Source organism: Kitasatospora sp. NPDC002543 (genome assembly GCF_053594915.1).
Genome location: NZ_JBSFWR010000010.1, coordinates 82,664 through 105,014 on the forward strand (window position 1 = coordinate 82,664; position 22,351 = coordinate 105,014).

Sequence of the window (22,351 nt, forward strand, 5' to 3'; positions counted from 1 at the left end):
TGCCGACCGGTCAGCCCGTCCGACCGTCGTTCCGGTGTCCGGGTGACCGCTGCTGGTGGCGCGCATCGTACGCGCACACCCGAGCCGGTGGCCGCTGTTCGGCACACCGATCTCTCCCACACGGGCTGCGTGGCCAACTTTCGGCCGTCAGGGCGACGGAGCACGGCCGCTCCGGTGAATCGGCGGCCACTTGAAGGTGAATTCTCGGCAACGCGTGGTCGATGCCTTGATCGAGCGCTTGGGGACTGCCCTGGCCGTACGCTTACGCTGGCCACATGGACGTGAACGTGGCCGCCGCCGCTGCCTGTGCCATAGCCGGGCTCGGCGTAGGCCTCACCGCCTCCATCGCCTTCCGCTGGAGCGAGCGCGAGCAGGCCAAGGGCAAGTACAGCGGAACCGGCGGCAGGAACCTCGGCCGGTACCAGCCGCTGGGCACCGGCAATCCCGAGCCGCCGCTGCCGCCGGGGGTCGACACCGTGCTGTCCGTGCTCCGCTCCTGCGCGATCGTGCTGGGCGAGGGCGACGAGGTGGTCAAGGCCAGCTCGGCGGCGTACGCGATGGGCCTGGTGCGCGGCGGTGCCGTCGCCGTGGACCAGATGCTCTCGCTGGCCCGCTCCACCCGCAGGGACGGCGAGATCCGCCAGGTCGAGCTGGAGGTGCCCCGGCCGGGCGCGGCCCGCGCGGCGGAGCCGCTCGCGGTCTCCGTCCGGGTCGCCCCGCTGGGCTCCCGGCTGGTGCTGGTGCTGGTCGAGGACCAGACCGAGCGGCGCCGGGTCGAGGCCGTCCGCCGGGACTTCGTGGCCAACGTCAGCCATGAGCTCAAGACCCCGGTCGGCGCCCTGTCGCTGCTCTCCGAGGCGGTCGTCGACGCCTCCGACGACCCGGAGGCGGTGCAGCGCTTCGCCGGCCGGATGCAGGTCGAGGCGGCCCGGCTGGCCAGTCTGGTCCAGGAGATCATCGACCTCTCCCGGGTCCAGGACGACCGGCTGATGATCGACCCGGAGCCGGTCGCGGTGGACGAGCTGATCGCCGAGGCGATCGACCGCTGCCGCCAGCAGGCCGCCGCCAAGCAGATCCTGATCGCGGCCGGCGGCATCGCCGGCCTCTACCTCCACGGCAACCGCGGCCAGCTCGCCGCCGCGCTCGGCAACCTGGTCGAGAACGCCGTCAACTACAGCCCGCCGCGCACCCGGGTGGCCATCGCCACCCGGCGGATCTCCAGCGCCGCGGCGCTCGGGGAGGCGGACGGCGAGCTCATCGAGATCTCGGTCACCGACCAGGGCATCGGCATCTCCGAGAAGGACCGCGAGCGGGTCTTCGAGCGGTTCTACCGCGTCGACCCCGCCCGCTCCCGGGCGACCGGTGGCACCGGCCTGGGCCTGTCCATCGTCAAGCACGTCGCGGCCTCGCACGGCGGCACCGTCTCGGTGTGGAGCGTCGAGGGCCAGGGCTCCACCTTCACCGTCCGCCTGCCCGCCGGGCAGGCCCCCGGGGAGGACGGGTCCGAGAACGCGTTCGACGACGAGCCGGACCGCACGCCGGGCGGCGACCCCGCCGGCCCCGCCGCCGCACCCCGCACCCTCACCACGGACCGTACGGACCGTTCGCTCCCCGCCGGGGAGCGGGAACAACACCTGTCAGACACAACCCCTCAGCTTGCCCCGGAGGCCTGATCGTGACCCGAGTACTGGTGGTCGAGGACGAGGAGTCGTTCAGCGACGCCCTCTCGTACATGCTCCGCAAGGAGGGCTTCGAGGTGGCCGTCGCCGCCACCGGCCCCGACGCCCTGGAGCAGTTCGAACGCAATGGTGCCGACCTCGTCCTGCTCGACCTGATGCTGCCGGGCCTGCCCGGCACCGAGGTCTGCCGCCAGCTCCGGGTGCGGTCCAACGTCCCGGTGATCATGGTGACCGCGAAGGACAGCGAGATCGACAAGGTCGTCGGTCTGGAGATAGGCGCTGACGACTACGTCACCAAGCCGTACTCCACCCGCGAGCTGGTCGCGCGGATCCGCGCGGTGCTGCGCCGCCGCGGCGAGGACGGCGGCGCCGGCGACAACGGCGGCGGCCCGGGCGCCCTGGAGGCGGGCCCGGTCCGGATGGACGTGGACCGCCACGTGGTGACCGTGGACGGCGCCAAGGTCGACCTGCCGCTCAAGGAGTTCGACCTGCTGGAGATGCTGCTGCGCAACGCGGGCCGGGTGCTCACCCGGATGCAGCTGATCGACCGGGTCTGGGGCGCGGACTACGTGGGCGACACCAAGACCCTGGACGTCCACGTGAAGCGCCTGCGGGCCAAGATCGAGCCGGACCCGGGCGCGCCGCGCTACCTGGTCACCGTTCGCGGCCTGGGTTACAAGTTCGAGCCGTAAACCGCCCCGAACACGCGGAAGGCCCCCGCCGGCAGCAGCCGGAGGGGGCCTTCGCGTCGCTCCGGCGGGCCCGAGCGGGCCCGCCGGGGGGCGGGGTGCGGTGTCAGTGCGCGGCCGGGACGCCCGGGGCGGTGGTGGTGCCGGCCGGGACGGCGGCACCGGGGGTCGGCGCGCCCGGGGTGGTGGCGCCGGCGGACGGGGCGGTGGCGCCGGGCGTGGCGGTCTTGGCGGGGGTGGCGGTCGGCGACGGGGTCGGCCCGAAGCCCTGGTAGAGGCCGCGGCCGTGCTCGCCCGAGTCGGGGCTCACGGCGGCCTGGGCCTCGACCTTCTGGCCGTCCTTGAAGGTGAAGACGGTCGGGGCGAAGCCGCCGACGTGGACGGTCGCGGAGGCGGCGGTGGCGGACGGGTTGCCCTGGCCGCCGATCACCACCGAGCCACCGGCCGGGACGACGATCTCGGACAGCGGAGCGCCGGCGGCGTCCGCGAAGGTGGCAGCGGCACCGCCGACGGTGACGGACTGGAGCTCGGCCGGGGTGGTCGCGGTGTTCGCGATGTTGACGACCACGTTCGCGGGGCCGGTGTGGTCGCCGGAGGCGCCCTCCGCCGTGACGACCACGATGTTGTTCAGCCGGAGGTTCGTTCCGAGGGTCGCCGCCGCGTTGTCCGGCTTGATCTGCAGGGTGTCCGGCGTGTTGCCGGCGGCGCAGGAGGACAGCGAGGCGATGGCGATGGCGGCGATGGCGGCGATGCTGCCGCGTCGAAGGCTGCGGCTCACGGCGGCGGCTTCTCCTAGGTCACGTGTCGGAAGGTCAGGTCTCAGATTATCGACCTCGCTTATGCGCTCCTCACGGGGTGGTCCCCGTGTCGCACTCCCGGGGGCCTCCGGGGGCCGTCCGGCGGTACGTTCGGCATGTCCGGGTCACGCGGAGGACAAGGTTCGACCAAGATCGAATAACGATTGGGTCGCGACCGGAAAAGGGGTGAAAGCTCAAGATCCAATCATGGTTGCGGGGGTGTTGCGCAAGGGTTTCGTCGAACCCTGGAACCGCCTCCGACCTGCGGGAAGCCCCTCTCGAACATCGGTCGCAGCACGTCATGGGGGTCCTTGTCAAGCCCCGAGACCGGCCCTGACCTGCGAAAACGCCCTTCGGGTGCGCCGCGAACCGTGTTATTCTGGAAAGCCACGGAAGGGGTCCTGTCACATGACGTTCAAGGTTGGCGACACGGTGGTCTACCCCCATCACGGGGCCGCGCTGATCGAGGCCATCGAAACTCGCCAGATCAAAGGTGTGGACAAGACCTACCTGGTGCTCAAGGTGCAGCAGGGAGACCTGACGCTCCGCGTGCCCGCCGAGAACGCGGAGTTCGTCGGCGTGCGCGATGTGGTCGGCCAGGAGGGTCTGGACCGGGTCTTCGAGGTGCTGCGGGCACCGTACACGGAAGAGCCGACCAACTGGTCCCGTCGCTACAAGGCGAACCTGGAGAAGCTCGCCTCGGGCGACGTCATCAAGGTCGCCGAGGTCGTCCGCGACCTGTGGCGCCGCGAGCGCGAGCGCGGCCTCTCGGCCGGCGAGAAGCGGATGCTCGCGAAGGCGCGCCAGATCCTCGTCAGCGAGCTCGCGCTGGCGGAGAACACCAACGAGGACAAGGCGGAGACGCTGCTCGACGAGGTCCTCGCCTCGTAGCACGTCACCGCTCGTGCGGTCGGGCTGCCGCCCAACGCTCACAGCGCCCGGTGCCGGCGCACCACTTCTCGGACGAACCGTCCGGGAGTGGTGCAGTGGCACTTCGGGCGCTGAGGCATGTCCGGACCACGCCATCCGCCCGAGCCGGCCCAGGCTTGCAAGACCGTTTCTGCGCCCGCTGTTGCGCGGAGCTTGCGGAGCTGTGCGGCGGGCGGTGGACCGTGGTTCTTCGGAAGGGGCCCGGTGCGCCCGCCGGGCACGCCATGGCCATACCCACTTCGCCGAAGGAGTGAAACCTGAACGCGTCAGGAGCAGTCGCAGCAGCAGTGGTGCCCGCCGCCGGACGGGGTGAGCGGCTGGGGCCCGGGGCCCCGAAGGCCCTGCGGGAACTGGGGGGCGTGCCGCTCCTGGTGCACGCCGTCCGGGCCCTGGCCCGCAGCCGGGCGGTCGGCCTGGTCGTGGTCGCCGCCCCCGCCGACGGGGTGGCCGAGGTGGTCGCCCTGCTGGACAGCCACGGGCTGGACGACAAGGACATCCGGGTGGTGGCCGGCGGGGCGACCCGCCAGGAGTCGGTCCGGCTGGGCCTGGCCGCGATCCCGGACGAGGTCGGGATCGTGCTGGTGCACGACGCGGCCCGCCCGTTGGTCCCGGTCGAGGTGGTGGACGCCGTCGCGGCCGCCGTCCGGGCCGGGGCGCTCGCCGTGGTGCCCGCGGTGCCGCTGGCCGACACGGTGAAGCGGGTCGAACCCAACCCGGGCGGCCCCGAGCCGGTGCTCGACACGCCCGAGCGCGCCACCCTGCGCGCCGTGCAGACCCCGCAGGGCTTCGACCGGGCCACCCTGGTCGAGGTGCACGCCAAGGCGCTGGCCGAGGAGAGCGCCGGCACCGCCGACGCGCCCCCGGTCACCGACGACGCCGGCCTGGTCGAGCGCTACGGCGGTCGGGTCGTCGTGGTGCCCGGCCACGAGGAGGCGTTCAAGGTCACCCGTCCGCTGGACCTCGTGCTCGCCGAGGCCGTACTCGCCCGCAGGAGGGCCGCCGATGCCTACTGACCCGCAGACCCCGGTGATCCCCGTGATCCCGGTGATCCCCCGCGTCGGGATCGGCACCGACGTGCACGCCTTCGAGGCCGGCCGCCCGCTCCGGGTGGCCGGGCTGGACTGGCCGGACGCCGGGGACGGCCTCTCCGGGCACTCGGACGCCGACGTCGCCGCCCACGCCGCCTGCGACGCGCTGTTCTCGGCCGCCGGGATCGGCGACCTGGGCGCCCACTTCGGCACCGACCGCCCGGAGTGGGCCGGCGCGTCCGGGGTGAAGCTGCTCGGCGAGGCGGCCCGGCTGGTCCGCGCGGCGGGCTTCGAGATCGGCAACGTGTCGGTCCAGGTGATCGGCGTGCGGCCGAAGATCGGCAAGCGGCGGGCCGAGGCGCAGGCCGCGCTGTCCGAGGCGGTCGGCGCCCCGGTGGCCGTCTCCGGCACCACGACCGACGGTCTGGGGCTGACCGGCCGGGCCGAGGGCCTGGCCGCGATCGCCACCGCCCTGGTGTACGAACGGCGTTGAGCCGCTCGTGCCGGGGGGCGGGAACAACCCGTACCTGACGGGTGTTCACCCGGTGTTCCGGGGGCCCGGGTCGCTAGTGTTCGACCCGGGCCCGCGCGGGGCTTCCGCTCGGGCCGCGAGCCGCGACGAGAAGAGGTTTCCGATGGGTGTCGAACTCGCCGACAAGGTCAAGAATCTGCTCGACAGCAAGAGCTTCGCCGTGGTCTCCACGATCCAGCCCGACGGGAGCCCGCAGGCTTCGGTGGTCTGGGTCAAGCGGGACGGCGACGACATCCTGTTCTCCACTGTCCAGGGCCGCCGCAAGCACCTCAACCTGGTCAGGGACCCGCGCCTGTCGCTCGTGATCAACTCGCAGGACAACCCGTACGAGTACTTCGAGGCGCGCGGCGAGGCCACGCTGACCACCGAGGGCGGGCGCGAGCTGATCGACGAGCTGTCCCACAAGTACATGGGCAAGGACTACGGCTTCGACGGCCCGGACGACGTCCGGGTGGTCGTCCGGATCTCCCCGCGCAAGGTGGTCGGCACCATCTGATCCACCCGACCCCGCCCCGCCGTTTCCCCGGGACCACGCCCCCGTCCTCCCGGGGAATGTGGCGGGGCACCCCCCGCTGCCCACTACGCTGGACGCTGTGAGCATTCGTCTGTACGACACCAGCACCCGCCAGGTACGCGACTTCGTCCCGCTTGTACCGGGTTGTGTCTCGATCTACCTGTGCGGCGCTACCGTCCAGTCGGCGCCACACATCGGGCACATCCGGTCCGGGCTCAACTTCGACATCATGCAGCGGTGGTTCGCCTACCGCGGCTACCAGGTGACCTTCGTCCGCAACGTCACCGACATCGACGACAAGATCATCACCAAGGAGCGCGAGCTCGGCACGCCGTGGTGGCAGATCGGCTACGAGAACGAGCGGGCCTTCAACGCCGGCTACGACGCGCTGGGCTGCCTGCCGCCGACCGTCGAGCCGCGGGCCACCGGGCACATCCCCGAGATGATCGAGATGATGCGCGGGCTCATCGAGAAGGGCCACGCCTACGCGGCCGACGGCAACGTCTACTTCGACGTGCGGTCGTACCCCGACTACCTGGCGCTCTCCAACCAGAAGCTGGACGACCTGCGCCAGCCCGAGGGCGAGGGCGAGACCGGCAAGCGGGACCAGCGCGACTTCGCGATGTGGAAGTCCGCCAAGCCGGGCGAGCCGAGCTGGGACACCCCGTGGGGCCGCGGCCGTCCCGGCTGGCACCTGGAGTGCTCCGCGATGGCCCACAAGTACCTCGGCGAGGCCTTCGACATCCACGGCGGCGGGCTGGACCTGATCTTCCCGCACCACGAGAACGAGATCGCCCAGTCCAAGGCCTACGGCGACGACTTCGCCGGCTTCTGGGTGCACAACGCCTGGGTCACCATGGCCGGCGAGAAGATGAGCAAGTCGCTGGGCAACTCGGTGCTGGTCTCCGAGATGGTCCGGGCGTGGCGGCCGATCGTGCTCCGCTACTACCTCGCGGGCCCGCACTACCGCTCGATGATCGAGTACAGCGAGGAGTCGCTGCGCGAGGCCGAGGCCGGCTTCGGCCGGATCGAGGGCTTCGTCCAGCGCGCCGTGGAGCGCTGCGGCACGGTCGACGCGGCGCCCGAGGTGCCGCCGGCCTTCGCCGAGGCGATGGACGACGACTTCGGCGTGCCGCAGGCGCTGGCCGTCGTGCACACCGCCGTCCGCCAGGGCAACAGCGCCCTGAACGCGGACGACAAGGAGAGCGTGGTGGCGCGACTCGCCGAGGTCCGTGCGATGCTCGGTGTACTGGGCCTCGACCCGCTCGACCGGCACTGGGCCGGGGCGGAGCGCGGTGAGGACCTCCACGGCGTGGTCGACTCGCTGGTCCGTCTGGTCCTGGACCAGCGGCAGGCGGCGCGCGAGCGCAAGGACTTCGCCACCGCGGATGCCATCCGCGACCAGCTCGGCCTGGCCGGGCTGGCGATCGAGGACACCCCGTCCGGCCCGCGCTGGACGATCAACAGCCAGTAACCCCATCCGACGATCGGGGTGATGGGTGGGCCGTACCGGACCGGTGCGGCCCTCCCGCATGACGTAGCGCATGCCGTCGACCGCCACCGGGCAGACCGGGGCGGTCGGGGCATGCCGGACAGACAGGAAGTACAGCCATGGCCGGCAACAGCCAGCGCAGGAACCGCCGCAACCCCGGATCGAAGAAGGGCGCGTCTGTCGGTACCGGCGGGCACAGCCGGAAGGCCCTGCAGGGCAAGGGCCCGACCCCGCCCGGCGAGGAGCGCAAGGGCCACCCCAAGCAGCGGGCCGCCAACGCCGCGGTCAAGCGCGAGCGGGACGCCAAGGCCCGGGCCGGCATGCGCCGGGCCGGCGGCGGCGGTCGCGGCGGCCGCGGCGGCGCGGGCAGCGCCGAGCTGGTCTTCGGCCGCAACTCGGTGGTCGAGGCCCTGCAGGGCGACGTGCCGGCCAACGCGCTGTACGTCCAGCAGTTCATCGACACCGACGACCGGGTCCGCGACGCCTTCCAGGCCGCCAACGACCGCGGCATCCCGCTGATGGAGGCCCCGCGGCCCCAGCTGGACCAGATGACCGGCGGGATGAACCACCAGGGCCTGGTGCTCCAGGTGCCGCCGTACGAGTACGCGCACCCCGACGACCTGCTGGCGGACGCCGCCGACGCCGGCCAGGACGCGCTGATCATCGCGCTGGACGGCGTGACCGACTCGCGCAACCTGGGCGCCGTCGTCCGCTCGGCCGCCGCCTTCGGCGCGCACGGCGTGGTCATCCCCGAGCGCCGCGCGGCCGGCATGACCGCCGGCGCCTGGAAGACCTCCTCCGGCGCCGCGGCCCGGCTGCCCGTCGCCCGGGCCACCAACATGACCCGCACCCTGGAGGCCTACCAGAAGGCCGGCCTGATGGTCGTCGGCCTGGCCGCCGACGGCGAGGCCGAGATCGGCGACCTGGACCTGCTGACCGGTCCGGTCGTGATCGTCGCGGGTAGCGAGGGCAAGGGCCTGTCCCGGCTGGTCTCGGAGACCTGCGACATGCGGGTCCGGATCCCGATGTCCGGCCTGACCGAGTCGCTGAACGCCGGTGTCGCGGCGGGCATCGTGCTGTACGAGGCCGCGCGGCTGCGCGCCAAGCGCTGAGCACGGGCGCCGAGTGCTGAGCTCGGGCGTCCGGCGCTGAGCGCGGGCGTCCGGGGCTGAGCTCGGGCGCCGGGTGCTGAGCTCGGGCGTCCGACGCTGAATCCGGGCGTCCGGCGCTGAGCACGGCGGGGGTGCGGAGCGCAGGCGATCTTCCGAATTCCCCGCAACGCGAGTGAAGGCGATCGGGCCCGATCGGGCCCGATCGCTTTTTTCATGATCATTTCAAGTGTGCGTCGGACCTCCACCCGGGAGAGTGTCCTAAGCGGCCGTCACCCGGTTAGACGGGCGTGGACACCAGAACACCTCGGCGCCCCCTGTTCGGCGACGGCAGCACCGGGATAGACGCGGGCCCCGGCCTCAACACCGTCAAGGTGGAGTCGGACCCTTCGCGGCTCAGCAGCACCCAGGCGAGCTTCCGGCTCCGGCTCGGCGCCCCGGTGGCGCCGCTGATCGACGCCCCGCCCGGACTGCTGTCCACCGGTGCCGCGTTCGGCGACCCGTACGCCAACCAGGGCCTGATCCGCCGTCCGCTGGTCACCCCGCAGGTCGTCGTGGCCGCCTCCGCCGTCCCCGCGCTGGCCGGGGCCGGGGCCGGGGTCGGTGGCGCGCCGCGCCGCAAGGGCCGGGTCACCGCCGTCACCTGGACCGGCCAGGCGCCCCCCGGCGACCTCGCGGCCACCCAGCTGCTGGAAGCGGTGCGCCTCGGCGGCACCCCCGCCGGCGGCGTCCGCCTGGTCGAGCCCGACACCCAGCTGCTCCCCTCCCTCGCGGGTGTCCGGACCCTCCCGCGCCAGCCGCGCGAGGGCACCGGCACCGCCACCGACGCGGGCGTCGGGCCGGTCGGCGAGCCGCACGGCTGGACCCCGAGCGGCGAACTGCCCGAGGTCTCCGCCGTCGACGCCGCGGGCAAGCAGCCCTGGTACCCCGGCCGCCGGGTCGACCTCGGCCTGGTGCTGCTGCCGCTGCGCGCCGTCCTCGGCGCGCTGTCCGTCTACGCCGGGTTCAGCAAGCTCTGCGACCCGGTGTACTTCGACGGTGGCGAGCGCGGCTCGATGATGCGCTGGCTCTCCTCGCTGCACCCCTGGAAGGTCGCCGAACCGCTGCTGGCGTTCGCCATGGCGCACCCGGTGGGCGCCGGCCTGGTGGTGTCGTTCACCCAGATCGTGGTCGGCGTGCTGACCGTCCTCGGCCTCTGGCAGCGGCTCGCCGCCGGTGCGGCGATGGCGCTCTCCGCCGCGCTGCTGTTCACCGTCAGCTGGCGGGCCGTCCCGGTCTACGACACCCCGGACCTGATCTTCCTCGCGGCGTGGAGCCCGCTGCTGATCGCCGGGGCACCGTTCGCCTCACTGGACGGACGGCTCAGCCTGGAGGCCTGGCGCCGGTACGGCGCGGACGCGTCCGGGGCGCTGCGCCGCCGGGTGCTGCGCCGCGGCACCGTCGTCACCACGGTCGTGGTCGGCCTGACCCTGCTGCTCGGCTCGATGCTCGGCGCCGCCGTCCGCACCGGCGCCCGGGCGCACCAGGCACCGGACCGTCCGGCCACCGACTACGGCACCCCGGTCTGGCCGTCCGGCGGCCCGTCCGGAGCCTCCGGAGCCCCCGGCGGCAAGGGCACGTCCACCACGCCCCCGCCCGCCGCCCCGCGCCCGGCCACCCCGACACCGAGCGCGACCACCCTGCCGGCCGCCACACCCTCCAAGCCCGCCACCCCGACGCCGAGCGGCAAGGGGCACTCGGGCAAGCCGGAGGCCGGGTCGGGCTCCTCCCCGGCCGCGTCCGCCCCCGCCGGCGGTTCGGGCGGCACCGCTCCCGCGTCGCGCAGCACCCCGGGTGCCGGCGGCGCGGGGCCGGCGTCCAAGTCCAGCCCCAGCTCCGGCGGGCTGCTCGGCGGGGTGCTGGGCAGCGCACCGCTGTCCGATCTGTCCGGCGGCCGGGCGGCCTCCCACCCGGGGGCGCCTACCGCGACCTGAGGCCCCCGTGACGGCGATCGGCCGGGCGCTCCGTGGGGGAGCGCCCGGCCGACGTGCGTCCGCGGGCGGTACTGCGGCCGGGGGAGCGGACGGCTCGCTCCGGGGGCGTGCCGCTCAGGGGCGCCGGCCGGGCGGCTCCGGAGGCGTGCCGCTCAGGGGCGGTGCCGCTCGCGGGCGGTGTCGCTCGCGGGCAGGGGCGCTCTCGGGTGGTGTCGCTCGCGCCGGGCGGCTCAGCGGGGCGCCCGGCCCGAGCCGGAGGCGAGCTCCTTGGCCGCCTCGGTGAGGTCCTTGGCGGTGTCGATCGCCCGCCAGTACACGCCCTGCGGCAGCTGGTAGCCCGCCAGCCGCTTGCCGCGGGCGAGTTGGGGGAAGGTGGTGCGCTCGTGGTCGCCCACGTCCGGCAGCAGCTCGGCGAACTCCGGGCTGAACACGTACAGGCCCGCGTTGATCAGGAACGGCGAGGGCGGGGCCTCGATGAAGTCCAGCACGTTGCCGAACTGGTCGGTCTCCACCGCGCCCCAGGGGATCCGCGGCCGGGCCAGGGCGAGCGTCGCGACGGCGTCCCGCTCGTGGTGGAAGGCGGCCATCTCGCGCAGGCTGAAGCGGGTCCAGATGTCGCCGTTGGTGGCGTACCAGGGCTCCTCCGGGCGGGGCAGGGCCTTGGCCGCGTACTTGAGCCCGCCGCCGCGCCCGAGCGGCTCCGCCTCGACCACCGTGCGCACCCGCAGCGGCAGGTCCGCCTTGTCCAGCCACTCCTCCAGGACGTCGGCGAGGTGCCCGCAGGAGATCACGACGTCGGTGACGCCCTCCTCGGCCAGCCAAGCCAGCTGGTGGCCGACGATCGGCGTGCCCGTCCCGGGGATCTCGACCAGCGGCTTCGGGCGGTCGTCCGTGTACGGGCGCAGCCGGGAGCCCTGGCCGCCGGCCAGGATGACGGCCTGGGTGACGGGCGTCGTGGTCGGCCGGGGGCGCGGGTGCTGGGCGGACGGGAGGTCGGCGGTGGCGCCGGAGTCTGCGGTCATGGCTGAACCCTAAGGCGGGGGACGCGGGGCGTCCGCCGCCTCAGGGCTCGGGTTCCCCGGCCGGCCGACTTCCCCGGCCTTCCGGCGGCCGCGGTTCTACGGCGTCCTCAGCCGACGACGCCGGCCGCGAACGACCCGTCGCAGACCGGACGGGCGAAGGAACGCGCCCGCTGGACGTCGCCCTGGTACTTGCGGACCGCCGCCTTGCCCAGCTCGGTGGACAGCGAGGTGCAGTACGGCGTCAGCGACGGCTGCTCGCGCATCGAGCGCTCCAGCAGGTCCAGCGCGGCGGAAGGGTTCTTCGCGCGCAGCTCGTCCAGCAGCGCCACCCGCAGCGACTCCTGCGGAGCGAGCCCGTCCGAGGCCTTGGCCGCGGCACCGGCCGCGTTGTTGGAGCGCCCGATCCCGGCGCCGTCGCCGCTGGACGCCGCCACGACCTGCTGGTCGAGCCCGGTCGGTGGGGCCCACGGGACCCGGGTCACGGCGAGGGTGCCGGTGGTCACCAGGACGACCGGCAGGGTCAGGGCGACGGTCTGGCCGATACGGCGCAACAGCTGCTTCACCCTCAGGAGAGTAGCGGTGCGTGCGGGCCGGATCGCCCTCCGTTACCCCATCGAGTGACACGGTGTCCGGGTTCGTCCCCCCGCCGTGTTGACGCGGGGCGGCCGGAGCCCGCGGGGGAAGCCGGCCGGCCGACCGTCCACGGCCGACGTCCACGGCCGACGTCCATGGCCGACGTCCATGGCCGACGTCCATGGCCGATGTCCACGGACGCCGACCGGAAACGGCCGGAGCCCGCCGGACCGCGAGGGTCCGACGGGCTCCGGTGTCGTGCGGAGGTCGCGTCAGTTGCTCAGGCGCAGGCCGGAGCTGGTGGAGAAGACGTGGGTCTCGTTGGCGATCGGCACGACGTGGACGGTCTCGCCGCGGGCCGGGATCTGACGGCCGGGCACGCGGACGACCAGGTCGTGGTCCTCGCCGCCGATCTGGGTGGTGCCGTAGACGAAGCCGTCCGAGCCGAGCTCCTCGACCACGTTGACCGTCACCGCGACGCCCTCGATGCCGCCCGACGGGACGATCTCGAAGTGCTCGGGGCGGATGCCGACGGTCACCGTCTTGTCGGTGCCGGCGCCGGCCAGGTTCTCGCGGGAGATGTTGACGACCGAGCCGCCGAACTTCACGCCGCCGTCCACCAGCGGCACCTTGACCAGGTTCATGGCCGGCGAGCCGATGAAGCCGGCGACGAACAGGTTGGCGGGCTTGTCGTACATGTTGCGCGGGGTGTCGACCTGCTGGAGCAGACCGTCCTTGAGCACCGCGACCCGGTCGCCCATGGTGAGCGCCTCGGTCTGGTCGTGGGTCACGTAGACCGTGGTGATGCCCAGGCGGCGCTGCAGGCCGGCGATCTGGGTACGGGTCGAGACGCGGAGCTTGGCGTCCAGGTTCGACAGCGGCTCGTCCATCAGGAAGACCTGCGGCTGGCGGACGATCGCGCGGCCCATCGCGACGCGCTGGCGCTGACCGCCGGAGAGCGCCTTCGGCTTGCGGTCCAGCAGCTCGGTGAGGTCGAGGATCTTCGCCGCCTCCTCGACCTTGGTGCGGATCTCCGTCTTGTTCACGCCGGCGATCCGGAGCGCGAAGCCCATGTTGTCGGCGACGGTCATGTGCGGGTAGAGCGCGTAGTTCTGGAACACCATGGCGATGTCCCGGTCCTTCGGCGGCAGGTGGGTGACGTCGCGGTCACCGATCCGGATCGCACCGGAGTTGACGTCCTCCAGGCCGGCCAGCATGCGCAGGCTGGTCGACTTGCCGCAGCCCGAGGGGCCGACCAGCACGAGGAACTCGCCGTCCGCGATGTCCAGGTCCAGCGCGTCCACCGAGGGCTTGTCCGCCCCGGGGTAGACACGGGTCGCCTGGTCGTACGTGACAGAAGCCATGTTCGTTGTTCTCCTTCACCGGCAGGAACGTGCCGGACGATCCGAGTAAAGGGGGTCTGTTGTGCTCCGCCGGCCCACCAGTGGTCTGAACCACTGCGCGAACCGACTCCCGGCGACGCTACCTGCGCTTCCGCCGCTTGTCAGCCCCCGCCCCACTCGATTTCGGCATCGGTTCCATCACGCCCACCCATCCCACCAACCCCCGGATATCCCCCCATCCCCTCACCCGGGCCCGGTAGACTGCCCCCGGTGCCGCCGTGACCCGTCGCGGACGGCCACCGTGCCTCCTTAGCTCAGCTGGCCAGAGCACCGCTCTTGTAAAGCGGGGGTCGTCGGTTCGAACCCGACAGGGGGCTCCAAAACGGACATTTTTTCGAGGTGAAATGGACAATCGGGACGCGTATTTTGTCCCTCTGTCGCGCGACCCGTCCCTCGGGGCCTCTGGGCCCCATTCGCAAAGTTGCAGGTCGGGGCACGTGCGGCGCATTTTGTCCGCCTGATGAGCCTGCGCCCACGGTCCGGTGCTCAACGCGCTCTTCGGGCTAGATTTCCCATGAAACTGCAGGTCGGGGCATGTCTTGATGCACGGAGAGCAACTGGAACGACCCCCGCCTATGCGGGCGGAGGCTCACCCGTTTGGGTCAACGGCATTTCTGCAGTTCAGCGGCGCCTCAGATCTGCCCTGCCGGTGTCGGCACACATTCGGCACACATCAGAGTCGATCATGGCCAGTGAATCCGCGCGTGCTGCCGCCAGAAGCGAGCCCGGTCGCTGTGCCCAGAAGTGGCACTGGAGTCCTCGCGCTCTGCTGCGTCTCGTCAGTGCTGTGGCGATCCGCGTGTCGCTGAGGCGCCTGTTGGAGTGCTGGCGCGATAGCTGCTCCGAGTGACGATGATGGGTGCCCTCAGGGTGGCGGTCAGCTGCTCGGCGTTCATGCGTAGTAGGTGCCGTCGGTGGGCAGCAGGTGGGGCGGGGAGAGGATGTCAGCGTTCACCCGAGTTCGACAGTTGGTGGGCATGTAAGTGCCCGTGATCACGGCTCTGAGCTGGCGTTTGGGCAGTGCGGGAGTGAGGGGGCGTGTGCCCGCGCTCCCGGAGGATGTTTGGCCTGGTCAGCGCGTGACCGCGGGTTCCAGGCCGTCCATCTTTGGCGGCGTCGGGATGCCGCCGTCCTTGAGGACCTGCGTCTGTAGGTCTGTGGGCTCGGTGAGCCGGCGGAGAGCGCCAGTGGGTCCGGTGAGGGTGACTTGGTGCAGGCGGGGGAATTCGTTCCTGACGGTGCGCCAGGTGGTGTTGGTGCGGCGTTCGGCGACGCGGATCAGCAGCAGGGAGAGCCAGCACAACAGCACGTGGGCGCGGATGCGTTCGTCGACGCGGTGATAGACGGGTCGCAGGTTGAGGGTGTTCTTCATGGTGCGGAGAGCCGTCCGGTTGCGGGATGCTGCTTGAGCCAGCGGCCCAGACTGGGGTGGTCGCGAAGGACGCACTCGGCCTTTCGGTGCACCGCGTCGGAGGGTTTCGGAGCGCGTTTGAGGCCGGCCTTGGCCGCGCGGGTGCGGGCTCTGCTGGCGTCCTGCTCGCGGGCGGTCTTGATCCGTTCCAACTCGTCTTCGATGGCGGCGAGTTGCTCTGATCTGCGGGTGGCGTCGCGTCCGGCTTCGGCCGGGTTGTGGCAGATGATCCAACGGCGGCCTGGGTCGCTGGCCAGGCGGACTTCCTTGACGCGCAGGTTGTCGCGGACCATCTGGTAGCGCCCCTGGCGGGCAAGGGCTTCGGGGGCCTTGGCGGAGCCGTCGCGCATCTTCATCCCGGCGATGTAGTGGCCGCCGGCGCGGGTCAGGCAGGCCAGGTTCGCCTCGGAGCTGAAGCCGGAGTCGACCACGGTGACCACCCGGCCCAGGCGCCAGGCGCGTAGGTCGGCGCGGACCTGCTCGATGACGGTCTGGTCGTTGGTCGAACCGGGCCAGACCCAGCAGCGGACCGGGATGCCCTCGTGGGTGACCGCCAGGCAGATGACGATCTGCGGTAGGTCGGGGCGGTGGTCCTTGGAGTGTCCGAACCGGCGGAGCGACCCGTCGCTGTCAGGGGTGTCGCGTTCGAAGTAGGTGCTGGTGGTGTCGGAGAAGACGACGTCGACCTCCAGGTCGAGCAGGTTCGCGGCGGCGAAGGACACCGCCTCCTGGACCGCGGCCTGCGTGTTCTCGTCGACGAGCAGGTCCATGGCCCGGTAGGCGTGCTGCTCGGCCACTTCGCCGGCCCCGGGGATCACCACGTCCGAGGACGCCCAGTCGACGGCGGCCCGCTTGGAGTCGGGGCGATGGCGCGGTTGGCGACCAGCGCGAACAGCGCGCGTTCCAGGTCGGTGCGAAACCGGCGTGTGTCCAGCACCTCGCCCAGGGCCGTGTCGATGCCCAACAGCTTCCACAGCCCGTCCAGCAGCCAGGTCGCGCCGATCGCCCGGGACGCGGCCACCTGCAGCGAGCCGTCCTCTCCCATGGCGAGCGGCGCGGCGGCGTCCTGGTCGCCAGCGCCGAGGTAGCGGTTGAGGAAGGCGACCAGCCGGCGCAGGGAGTCCAGGTCGAGCCGGTCCTCGCGGCCCAGGTTAAGCAGGACCTCGGCCTTCGTGGTGCCGTCCGACCGGTAGTTGGTGGCCAACTGCACGTAGCGGACCACGCTACCGTCCTTGTTCCGGCGCTGAATCTTCCGCACGTACATGCGCGCAGAATGCCGCATCCACCGACGTCACCGACGCCGAAGACCGGGATTGCGCATGTCCGCCCAGCCAAGTGCTCTAGACCACTCGCAGGCCGTTCATCGGCGATAACACCCCATCAGACCCGGACGTGTGCCCGCCAACTGTCGAAGCCGGGGTTCAGCGTGGGGGTCAACCCGCGCTCCGGGCGCGAAGTTACCGAGTAGGAATCCGAGGCTCCCCGAGGGGGTTCGCCGGGTCTCTCGCTGTCGGCCACTCGCTGCGGGCACTGGGCCGTTATTGCCCACCCGGCGGTCGTCATCACCGCATCCGGCCGCTCCTCCCGGTCCACCTTCACCGAGACGAGCCGCTCGTTCAGGTACTGGGCCAGGCCCTCGCCATCAAGGACTTGTGCGCCATCACGTGGCACCAATGAATTACCAGAAGCATAAGTGGCAGGACGCATACCCCACCGACAACATGATGGGGACGTCCCGCCGCTTCGCTTCATTGATCGCCTCCTCTCCCCGTGGCCGCCAATCCACCGGATTGGGGGCGTGCTGGAGCAGGTAAGGCGACTGCTCGTTGGCCAGTCGATTCCTACCGAAATCGTCGCACGACCCGGACCGTCCGGCCCAGCACCCGAGGCCGGACCAGGAGCAGGAACTTACATGCAGAACGCAACCAAGAGGCCCGTAGATGCCACTCCGGCCGAGGAGACTGGGCCGAGCGATCTTGCGCGGACAGCGGAGTACAGCGACGGCTTCGGGGAGGCCATCTCTGACGGCGTGACATCGTCGGGCCGCAGGGACGACGCGCTCGATGCCGCCAGCTGAACCTTGAGCTTCTCGGCGAACAGCAGGCTTCCGCCGCGGCATGCGTCCGCCTGGACCTACACGACTTATCCGAAGCGGACTTCGGCCGGTGAGCAAGTAGTTCGCCCTCGTCGAGGTGTCCGGACCTGGGGATGTGCAGCTCGTCACGGCTTGCGTTCGGATACCCAGCCAGCCCTGACGAGGGCACAGGGAACAGCCAATTCACGTAATTGTGATGCCGGTCACATGGATGCGACAGTGCGTCCCGGTGAACGTGCGGGGTGATAGGCATGGCGTTATGGGGATCGAGCTTCACCATCTAAGGGGATTTCTTGCAGTGGCCGAGGAGCGCCAGTTCACGCGGGCGGCATCCAGGCTGCACGTGACACAGCCGACCCTCAGCCGCACGATACGGGTCCTGGAGGAACAGATGGGGGAGCGTCTACTGGATCGGACCACTCGCCGGGTGGCACTGACATTGGCAGGCGAACGCTTATACAGGGACCTGTCCGAACTATTGCCGCGGCTGGATGCAGCCCTCCGGTCCAGTGATGCGAGGGTCGCGTTGCGCCTCGTATTCGCATGGGGGCTCCCTGGCACCTGGCTCCGGGAGGCCGTGGTCCGCTTCGAGGAGGCCACGGGGGTGCAGGTGGATCTGATCCGGCGGGACAACCCGCTCGCGGAGCTCGAGCGCGGCGAGGCGGATGCGGCGCTGGCGTGGGGGCGGGTGCCGTCGCCGAGTCTGCCGGCGGTGACGATCCTGCATGAGGCGCGCATAGCTGCGGTCGGACGCGGCTCCGTCTGGGCGGCCCGTGGGTGGATCGACTGGTTCGAGTTCGTCGACATCCCTTTGGTCGCCAATGTGGTGAGCGATGCCACGCCACCCGAGGAGTGGGTGTCCGAGCGTCGCCCCCGGGTGGCCGCGCGGGTGGGGAATCTTGAGGAGGGCCTGGAGGCGGTGGCGGCGGACCGCGGCATCGCTGTCGTCCCGGAGGCGGTCGCACGGAGGTACGCGCACCCCTCGGTAGTCTTCATTCCGGTGCGCCACGCGCCTGCGGTCCCCTTGAACCTGGTCTCCTTCCGGCAGGGCAGGCACCCGCTCGCCGCGCAGTTCGTCGACATGGCGTTCGAGGCTGCGGCTGCGGCACGGCACTGAGGCCCATGGGGTCGGGCGTGCGGAGGGGTCAGCGGGTGCCCATTCATGCAGCCGACGCATATATCGGGCGGATTTTCTATTTCTCAGCCGATCCGTCGGAACGTATGCTCAAATCGAACTGATGGCGGGAGTGATTTCCTCTCCGGCCTCATTCGGATCGGGGGATCGGGGGGTCCTATGTTGCAGTGCGAAACTTTGGCGTATCCGGAATTCCGGCTTACGGCTGGGCGGCGATCGGCCGATCGAATTTCCGTCGCCGCCCCGTTTTCCACGACTGGGCTGGCTTCCTGTTCTGTCGACTGCCCCCTGATGGCATAATTCTGCGCCCTCAGGCACGGAACGGTCTGCGACATCCTTCGGTGCGGGTCTGCCTGCAGAATCGGAATCCGCCGCACCGTCGTCAGCATTTCCCTGACGGTTTCCACGCCCGCATCGAAATGCAATGGCGGCGCACCGTGTCGTCTTTTCCTCTACTCTGCGGTGAATGCCGAAATGCGGCCACCAGTCGGAGCGGCTTCAATTCTCACCTGGAAGGGCCCGAGCGTGTCCGCGTTGTACAAGGGTTTCCGGTCTCGCGCCGGCGCAGCCTCGGCTACGGGCGCGCCAGGCGGGACTCCCCCCGTCGGCGATGTCGTAGTCGACGTGCGGGAGCTACGGAAGGACTATGGCGGTAGGACCGTGGTGAACGGGGTCGACCTGCAGGTCGGTGCCGGCGAAGTGTTCGGCCTCCTGGGCCCGAATGGAGCCGGTAAGACCACGACCCTGGAATGTCTGGTGGGTCTACGCCGACCCACCGGGGGAACCATTCGCGTCCTCGGCGATGACCCTGCCGTTCACACGGAGGACTTCCGGCGTGCGGTGGCGGTGCAACCCCAGGAAGGCGCCCTGTTCTCCAACCTGACGGTACGGGAGACGGTTGAACTGTGGGCGTCTTTCTACCCTCGGCCGGACGACGTGGATGCCGTGATCGACCGAGTTGGGCTTTCGGACGAAGGGTCCCGGCGGGTCAAGGGGCTCTCCGGCGGCCAACGGCGGCGCCTTCTGCTGGCGGTGACCGTCGTAGGTCGTCCGAAGGTCCTGGTGCTGGACGAGCCGGCCGCCGGTCTCGATCCGCAGGCGCGGGAGCGGCTGTGGGCGGTGGTGCGAAAGCACCGTGAGGATGGCGGCACCGTGCTGCTGACCACCCATGACATGACCGAGGCCACCGAACTGTGCGATCGCATCGCCGTCCTGGTCGACGGCCGGATCGCTGCGTGCGACACCCCGGCCCGGCTTGTCTCCGCGCTGGCGACGACGAGCACGGTGACGTTCAGGGCCGGTTCGGAGGTGGCGCTGGAGGTACTCCGGGCGCTTCCTTCGGTCACCGCCGTCGAGGCGCTGCCGTACGGGGAAGGTCAGGTCACCGTCCACGTTCGCACGACCGATGGCGACGGGACGTTGCGCCGCATCGCCGCCGACCCTGTCCTGGACGCCAAGGAACTGGACGTCACCCGAGGCGGCTTGGAGCAGGTGTTCCACACGCTGGCCTCCTCCGACCGCCGCGACCCCGCGGGCGCACCCGGCAAGGAGGTCTGACCACCACCATGATCGAGATCCAAGCGCTACGACACCTGGTCAAGACCAATACCCGTGAGCTCGTCCGCGACGGCAAGACGGTCTTCTTCGTCCTGCTCTTTCCGCTGCTCTTCCTCGCGATGTTTCTGGGCTTCGGCTACCTGAACACCGGGGGCACCTACCACGTCGCCGTCCAGCCCTCCCCGACGCAGCAGCAGATCCTTCAGCACGCCGCCGGAATCAAGGGCCTCACGGTCGAGGGATGGACCCGGGGATCACCGCCCGCCCTGACCGACCTGGCCGGCTACGACGCGATCGTGACCGTCGCCGACGGACGGGCCGTCGTCACCATCGACTCGGCGAAGTTCGGCGCGGTGAAGATTCTGCGGGAGGTACTGGGCGACAGCGGTATCGACGCCGGACGCACCGAGTTCCGTACGCCCGACGGCGGGCAGCCCTTCGACCCCGTCAAGGCGTCGCTGCCGACCGCGCTGGTCATGGCGCTGATGTCCGTGGCGTTCTTCGGAACGGCCACACCACTGATCGCGCTGCGCCAGCGCGGCACCCTGCGGCTGCTCGGCACCACCCCGTTGCGGCGGCGGACGTTCGTGGCGGCGCAGGCACCGGCCCGGCTCGCCTTGGTTGCGGTCCAACTGCTCGTGCTGGGAGGGGTGGCGGCCGGCTTGGGCTTCCTCCCGGCAGGAGCGGCGCTGCGCCTGTTCGCCACCGGCCTGCTGGGAGCACTGATGCTCTTCGCCTTCGGGTACCTGGCGGCTTCCCGCCTGCGAAACCCGGAGATCGCCAATGGCGTCCTGGCGGTACTCATGCCCGTCGTCCTCCTCTTGGGCGGCCTGTTCCTGCCGCTGCAGATGATGCCGGCGGCGCTACGCACCGTCTCCGACGCACTGCCCACCAGCTACCTGGTGGACGCACTGAACCACGACCTCACAGGGGCGGCCTCCGCCCACGGCCTGGTCGTCGACTGGCTGGTGATGGCCACGGCCGCACTGATCTTCGGCGGGCTCGCCGCCCGTCTGTTCCGTTGGGACCAGGGAGAAGGACAATGACCACCCCCGCGCTCCAGGCCGAACTCGGCCGACTCACCGATCTGGACACCTTGGTCGGCCCCTATGGGCTGGTCAGCCGGACACACCGACTGCCCAACCAGCACGGCGACGCCCGTTTCCCCATCTACACCGCCTCGTTGGGGAACCTCGCACCAGTGGTGGACAACGTCGCGCAGTCGCTCGGTGGGCGCGACGCCCGCGGGGACATGGACGGCGCCGGCGGCGCCCCGGACCCCGAGCGCGCCGCCCGGCTGAGCGTGGCCGAGGCGCTGGAGCGCTACTCCATGTGCGTGGTGCAGCCGGAGGGCGTCATCTGGGCGACGGCCGACGAACTCGGCTCCGAGGCTCTCGACCTGACCACCTTCCCGCGCTGCTCACCCGCGGAGCTGGCGCATCCGAAGGCGCTCACGGTGGACATCGACACCCGGGCGCCAATGCGCTGGGTACGCGGCTGGTCCCTCACCCAGCGCAAGCCCAAGTGGGTTCCGGCGGTGCAGGTTTGGATGCACATCCCGCCGCTGTCCATGGGCGAGCGCTGCTGGAATCCCATCTCCACCGGATGCGCGACGCATACCGATCTGGCGCAGGCCCTGGTCAACGCGTTGTGCGAGGTGGTGGAGCGGGACGCGATCGCGCTCACCTGGTACCAGCGGCTCGCCCTGCCGCGCATCGAGTTCGACCGGGTGCCGGCGGCCCTGGAGCCGTTCCTGGAGAAGTCCCGCCGCAGCCTGGTCGACACCGCATTCTTCGACGCCACCTCGGACCTGGGCATTCCGACCGTCTACTCGGTCGACCTGTCGCCGCACAACGAGGTGCTGGGGCAGATGGTGATGTGCAACACGAGCCTGGATCCCGCGGATTCCGTGGCGAAGATCGTCAGGGAGTCCGCGTCATCCCGGATCGCCATGCAGGTACAGCGCGAGATGCCCGACTCGGTGGACGACTTCCAGCACGTCTTCCACGGCGCGGCCTACATGGGACGCCCGGAGCGCCGCCCCGAATTCGACTTCCTGCTGGAAAGCGGCGCGCGGCGTCGTTTCAGTGATCTGCCCACTCTCACCAGTGGCGCCGGCGGCCCGGACCTGGCCCTGCTGGTCGACAGGCTAGACCTGGCGGGCTACGAGGCGGTAGCGGTGGAGTGCACCACCGATGAAGCGCGGGACGCGGGCTTCCGGGTCGTCCGTGTGGTGGTGCCGGGGCTGATGCCTCTGTCCTTCACGCACCGCTCACGGTACCTCGCCCACCCTCGGCTCTACGAGGCACCTGTCCGGATGGGCTACCCGGTGCACGCCGAAGCGGATCTCAACCCCCTGCCGCAGCCTTTCGCGTGACCCGCCGCCCGCCGCTTTGTATCTGGAGAAGGGGA

17 protein-coding genes, 1 tRNA gene and 2 pseudogenes are annotated in these 22,351 nt (G+C 71.2%); 14 read left to right on the top strand and 6 right to left on the bottom strand.

The window, feature by feature from the left end; translation table 11 throughout:
- The first annotated feature begins 275 nt into the window (after nt 1-275).
- On the top strand, nt 276-1,673 hold the full coding sequence (locus tag ACWD4P_RS07295) for a sensor histidine kinase (RefSeq protein WP_449778873.1): 1,398 nt from the start codon (nt 276-278) through the stop codon (nt 1,671-1,673).
- A gap of 2 nt (nt 1,674-1,675) precedes the next feature.
- A complete protein-coding gene (locus ACWD4P_RS07300) occupies nt 1,676-2,371 on the top strand; it encodes a response regulator transcription factor (RefSeq protein WP_031069385.1) in 696 nt (231 codons plus the stop codon).
- A 103-nt stretch (nt 2,372-2,474) separates the two neighbouring features.
- Here ACWD4P_RS07300 and ACWD4P_RS07305 read toward each other — a convergent pair whose 3' ends face one another.
- Entirely contained in the window at nt 2,475-3,146 is a 672-nt protein-coding gene (locus ACWD4P_RS07305; RefSeq protein ID WP_359821240.1) for a DUF461 domain-containing protein, read from the bottom strand.
- A 427-nt stretch (nt 3,147-3,573) separates the two neighbouring features.
- Here ACWD4P_RS07305 and ACWD4P_RS07310 point away from each other — a divergent pair, with 427 nt between their 5' ends.
- The 7 genes from ACWD4P_RS07310 (at nt 3,574) to ACWD4P_RS07340 (ending at nt 10,743) form a co-directional block, all read left to right on the top strand.
- A complete protein-coding gene (locus ACWD4P_RS07310; RefSeq protein WP_014136563.1) occupies nt 3,574-4,056 on the top strand; it encodes a CarD family transcriptional regulator in 483 nt (160 codons plus the stop codon).
- 296 nt (nt 4,057-4,352) lie between these two features.
- Complete coding sequence (ispD, locus tag ACWD4P_RS07315) at nt 4,353-5,108, top strand: 2-C-methyl-D-erythritol 4-phosphate cytidylyltransferase (protein ID WP_449778895.1); 756 nt, start codon at nt 4,353-4,355, stop codon at nt 5,106-5,108.
- On the top strand, nt 5,098-5,616 hold the full coding sequence (gene ispF, locus ACWD4P_RS07320) for a 2-C-methyl-D-erythritol 2,4-cyclodiphosphate synthase (protein ID WP_359821242.1): 519 nt from the start codon (nt 5,098-5,100) through the stop codon (nt 5,614-5,616). The genes ispD and ispF overlap by 11 nt, the downstream gene beginning before the upstream one ends.
- A gap of 142 nt (nt 5,617-5,758) precedes the next feature.
- Complete coding sequence (locus ACWD4P_RS07325; protein WP_359821245.1) at nt 5,759-6,151, top strand: PPOX class F420-dependent oxidoreductase; 393 nt, start codon at nt 5,759-5,761, stop codon at nt 6,149-6,151.
- Between the two features lie 97 nt (nt 6,152-6,248).
- A complete protein-coding gene (cysS, locus tag ACWD4P_RS07330; protein WP_359821246.1) occupies nt 6,249-7,643 on the top strand; it encodes a cysteine--tRNA ligase in 1,395 nt (464 codons plus the stop codon).
- Nucleotides 7,644-7,780: 137 nt separating this feature from the next.
- The gene (gene rlmB / locus ACWD4P_RS07335; protein WP_359821249.1) at nt 7,781-8,773 is read left to right on the top strand and encodes a 23S rRNA (guanosine(2251)-2'-O)-methyltransferase RlmB; all 993 of its coding nucleotides are present in this window, start codon (nt 7,781-7,783) and stop codon (nt 8,771-8,773) included.
- Nucleotides 8,774-9,060: 287 nt separating this feature from the next.
- Nucleotides 9,061-10,743, top strand: a complete 1,683-nt coding sequence (locus ACWD4P_RS07340) for a DoxX family membrane protein (protein WP_449778874.1) — start codon at nt 9,061-9,063, stop codon at nt 10,741-10,743.
- A 230-nt stretch (nt 10,744-10,973) separates the two neighbouring features.
- Here ACWD4P_RS07340 and ACWD4P_RS07345 read toward each other — a convergent pair whose 3' ends face one another.
- The 3 genes from ACWD4P_RS07345 to ACWD4P_RS07355 form a co-directional block, all read right to left on the bottom strand.
- Complete coding sequence (locus tag ACWD4P_RS07345; RefSeq protein WP_449778875.1) at nt 10,974-11,765, bottom strand: nucleotidyltransferase family protein; 792 nt, start codon at nt 11,763-11,765, stop codon at nt 10,974-10,976.
- Between the two features lie 107 nt (nt 11,766-11,872).
- Entirely contained in the window at nt 11,873-12,328 is a 456-nt protein-coding gene (locus ACWD4P_RS07350; protein WP_359821256.1) for a hypothetical protein, read from the bottom strand.
- Nucleotides 12,329-12,610: 282 nt separating this feature from the next.
- On the bottom strand, nt 12,611-13,702 hold the full coding sequence (locus ACWD4P_RS07355; RefSeq protein WP_359821258.1) for an ABC transporter ATP-binding protein: 1,092 nt from the start codon (nt 13,700-13,702) through the stop codon (nt 12,611-12,613).
- A 282-nt stretch (nt 13,703-13,984) separates the two neighbouring features.
- On the opposite strand from ACWD4P_RS07355, the gene ACWD4P_RS07360 reads away from it, so the two are divergent.
- Nucleotides 13,985-14,061, top strand: a tRNA-Thr gene (locus ACWD4P_RS07360).
- Nucleotides 14,062-14,813: 752 nt separating this feature from the next.
- On the opposite strand, the pseudogene ACWD4P_RS07365 reads toward ACWD4P_RS07360, so the two are convergent.
- Together ACWD4P_RS07365 and ACWD4P_RS07370 are read right to left on the bottom strand one after the other, a co-directional pair.
- Nucleotides 14,814-16,416: pseudogene (locus ACWD4P_RS07365) on the bottom strand (IS1634 family transposase).
- Between the two features lie 266 nt (nt 16,417-16,682).
- A pseudogene (locus tag ACWD4P_RS07370) lies at nt 16,683-16,986 on the bottom strand (DUF255 domain-containing protein); the annotation flags it as partial.
- A gap of 520 nt (nt 16,987-17,506) precedes the next feature.
- Here ACWD4P_RS07370 and ACWD4P_RS07375 point away from each other — a divergent pair.
- From ACWD4P_RS07375 to ACWD4P_RS07390, 4 genes are all read left to right on the top strand, one after another.
- Nucleotides 17,507-18,364, top strand: a complete 858-nt coding sequence (locus tag ACWD4P_RS07375; protein WP_359821271.1) for a LysR family transcriptional regulator — start codon at nt 17,507-17,509, stop codon at nt 18,362-18,364.
- Nucleotides 18,365-19,045: 681 nt separating this feature from the next.
- Nucleotides 19,046-19,939 (top strand): ABC transporter ATP-binding protein, encoded by an 894-nt coding sequence (locus tag ACWD4P_RS07380; RefSeq protein WP_449778876.1) that lies wholly within the window; start codon nt 19,046-19,048, stop codon nt 19,937-19,939.
- A gap of 8 nt (nt 19,940-19,947) precedes the next feature.
- Nucleotides 19,948-20,985: an ABC transporter permease gene (locus tag ACWD4P_RS07385; RefSeq protein WP_449778877.1), complete on the top strand. Its 1,038-nt coding sequence runs from the start codon at nt 19,948-19,950 to the stop codon at nt 20,983-20,985.
- Complete coding sequence (locus ACWD4P_RS07390; protein ID WP_359821277.1) at nt 20,982-22,316, top strand: YcaO-like family protein; 1,335 nt, start codon at nt 20,982-20,984, stop codon at nt 22,314-22,316. The genes ACWD4P_RS07385 and ACWD4P_RS07390 overlap by 4 nt, the downstream gene beginning before the upstream one ends.
- Nucleotides 22,317-22,351: the final 35 nt, after the last annotated feature.

What these genes read in the sequence shown, in the direction of transcription:
- ACWD4P_RS07295 (WP_449778873.1), top strand. Translation starts at nt 276, where the DNA reads ATGGACGTGAACGTGGCCGCCGCCGCTGCCTGTGCCATAGCCGGGCTC.
- ACWD4P_RS07310 (WP_014136563.1), top strand. Translation starts at nt 3,574, where the DNA reads ATGACGTTCAAGGTTGGCGACACGGTGGTCTACCCCCATCACGGGGCC.
- ispF (WP_359821242.1), top strand. Translation starts at nt 5,098, where the DNA reads ATGCCTACTGACCCGCAGACCCCGGTGATCCCCGTGATCCCGGTGATC.
- ACWD4P_RS07325 (WP_359821245.1), top strand. Translation starts at nt 5,759, where the DNA reads ATGGGTGTCGAACTCGCCGACAAGGTCAAGAATCTGCTCGACAGCAAG.
- rlmB (WP_359821249.1), top strand. Translation starts at nt 7,781, where the DNA reads ATGGCCGGCAACAGCCAGCGCAGGAACCGCCGCAACCCCGGATCGAAG.
- ACWD4P_RS07345 (WP_449778875.1), bottom strand. Translation starts at nt 11,765, where the DNA reads ATGACCGCAGACTCCGGCGCCACCGCCGACCTCCCGTCCGCCCAGCAC.
- ACWD4P_RS07355 (WP_359821258.1), bottom strand. Translation starts at nt 13,702, where the DNA reads ATGGCTTCTGTCACGTACGACCAGGCGACCCGTGTCTACCCCGGGGCG.
- ACWD4P_RS07375 (WP_359821271.1), top strand. Translation starts at nt 17,507, where the DNA reads ATGGGGATCGAGCTTCACCATCTAAGGGGATTTCTTGCAGTGGCCGAG.
- ACWD4P_RS07385 (WP_449778877.1), top strand. Translation starts at nt 19,948, where the DNA reads ATGATCGAGATCCAAGCGCTACGACACCTGGTCAAGACCAATACCCGT.
- ACWD4P_RS07390 (WP_359821277.1), top strand. Translation starts at nt 20,982, where the DNA reads ATGACCACCCCCGCGCTCCAGGCCGAACTCGGCCGACTCACCGATCTG.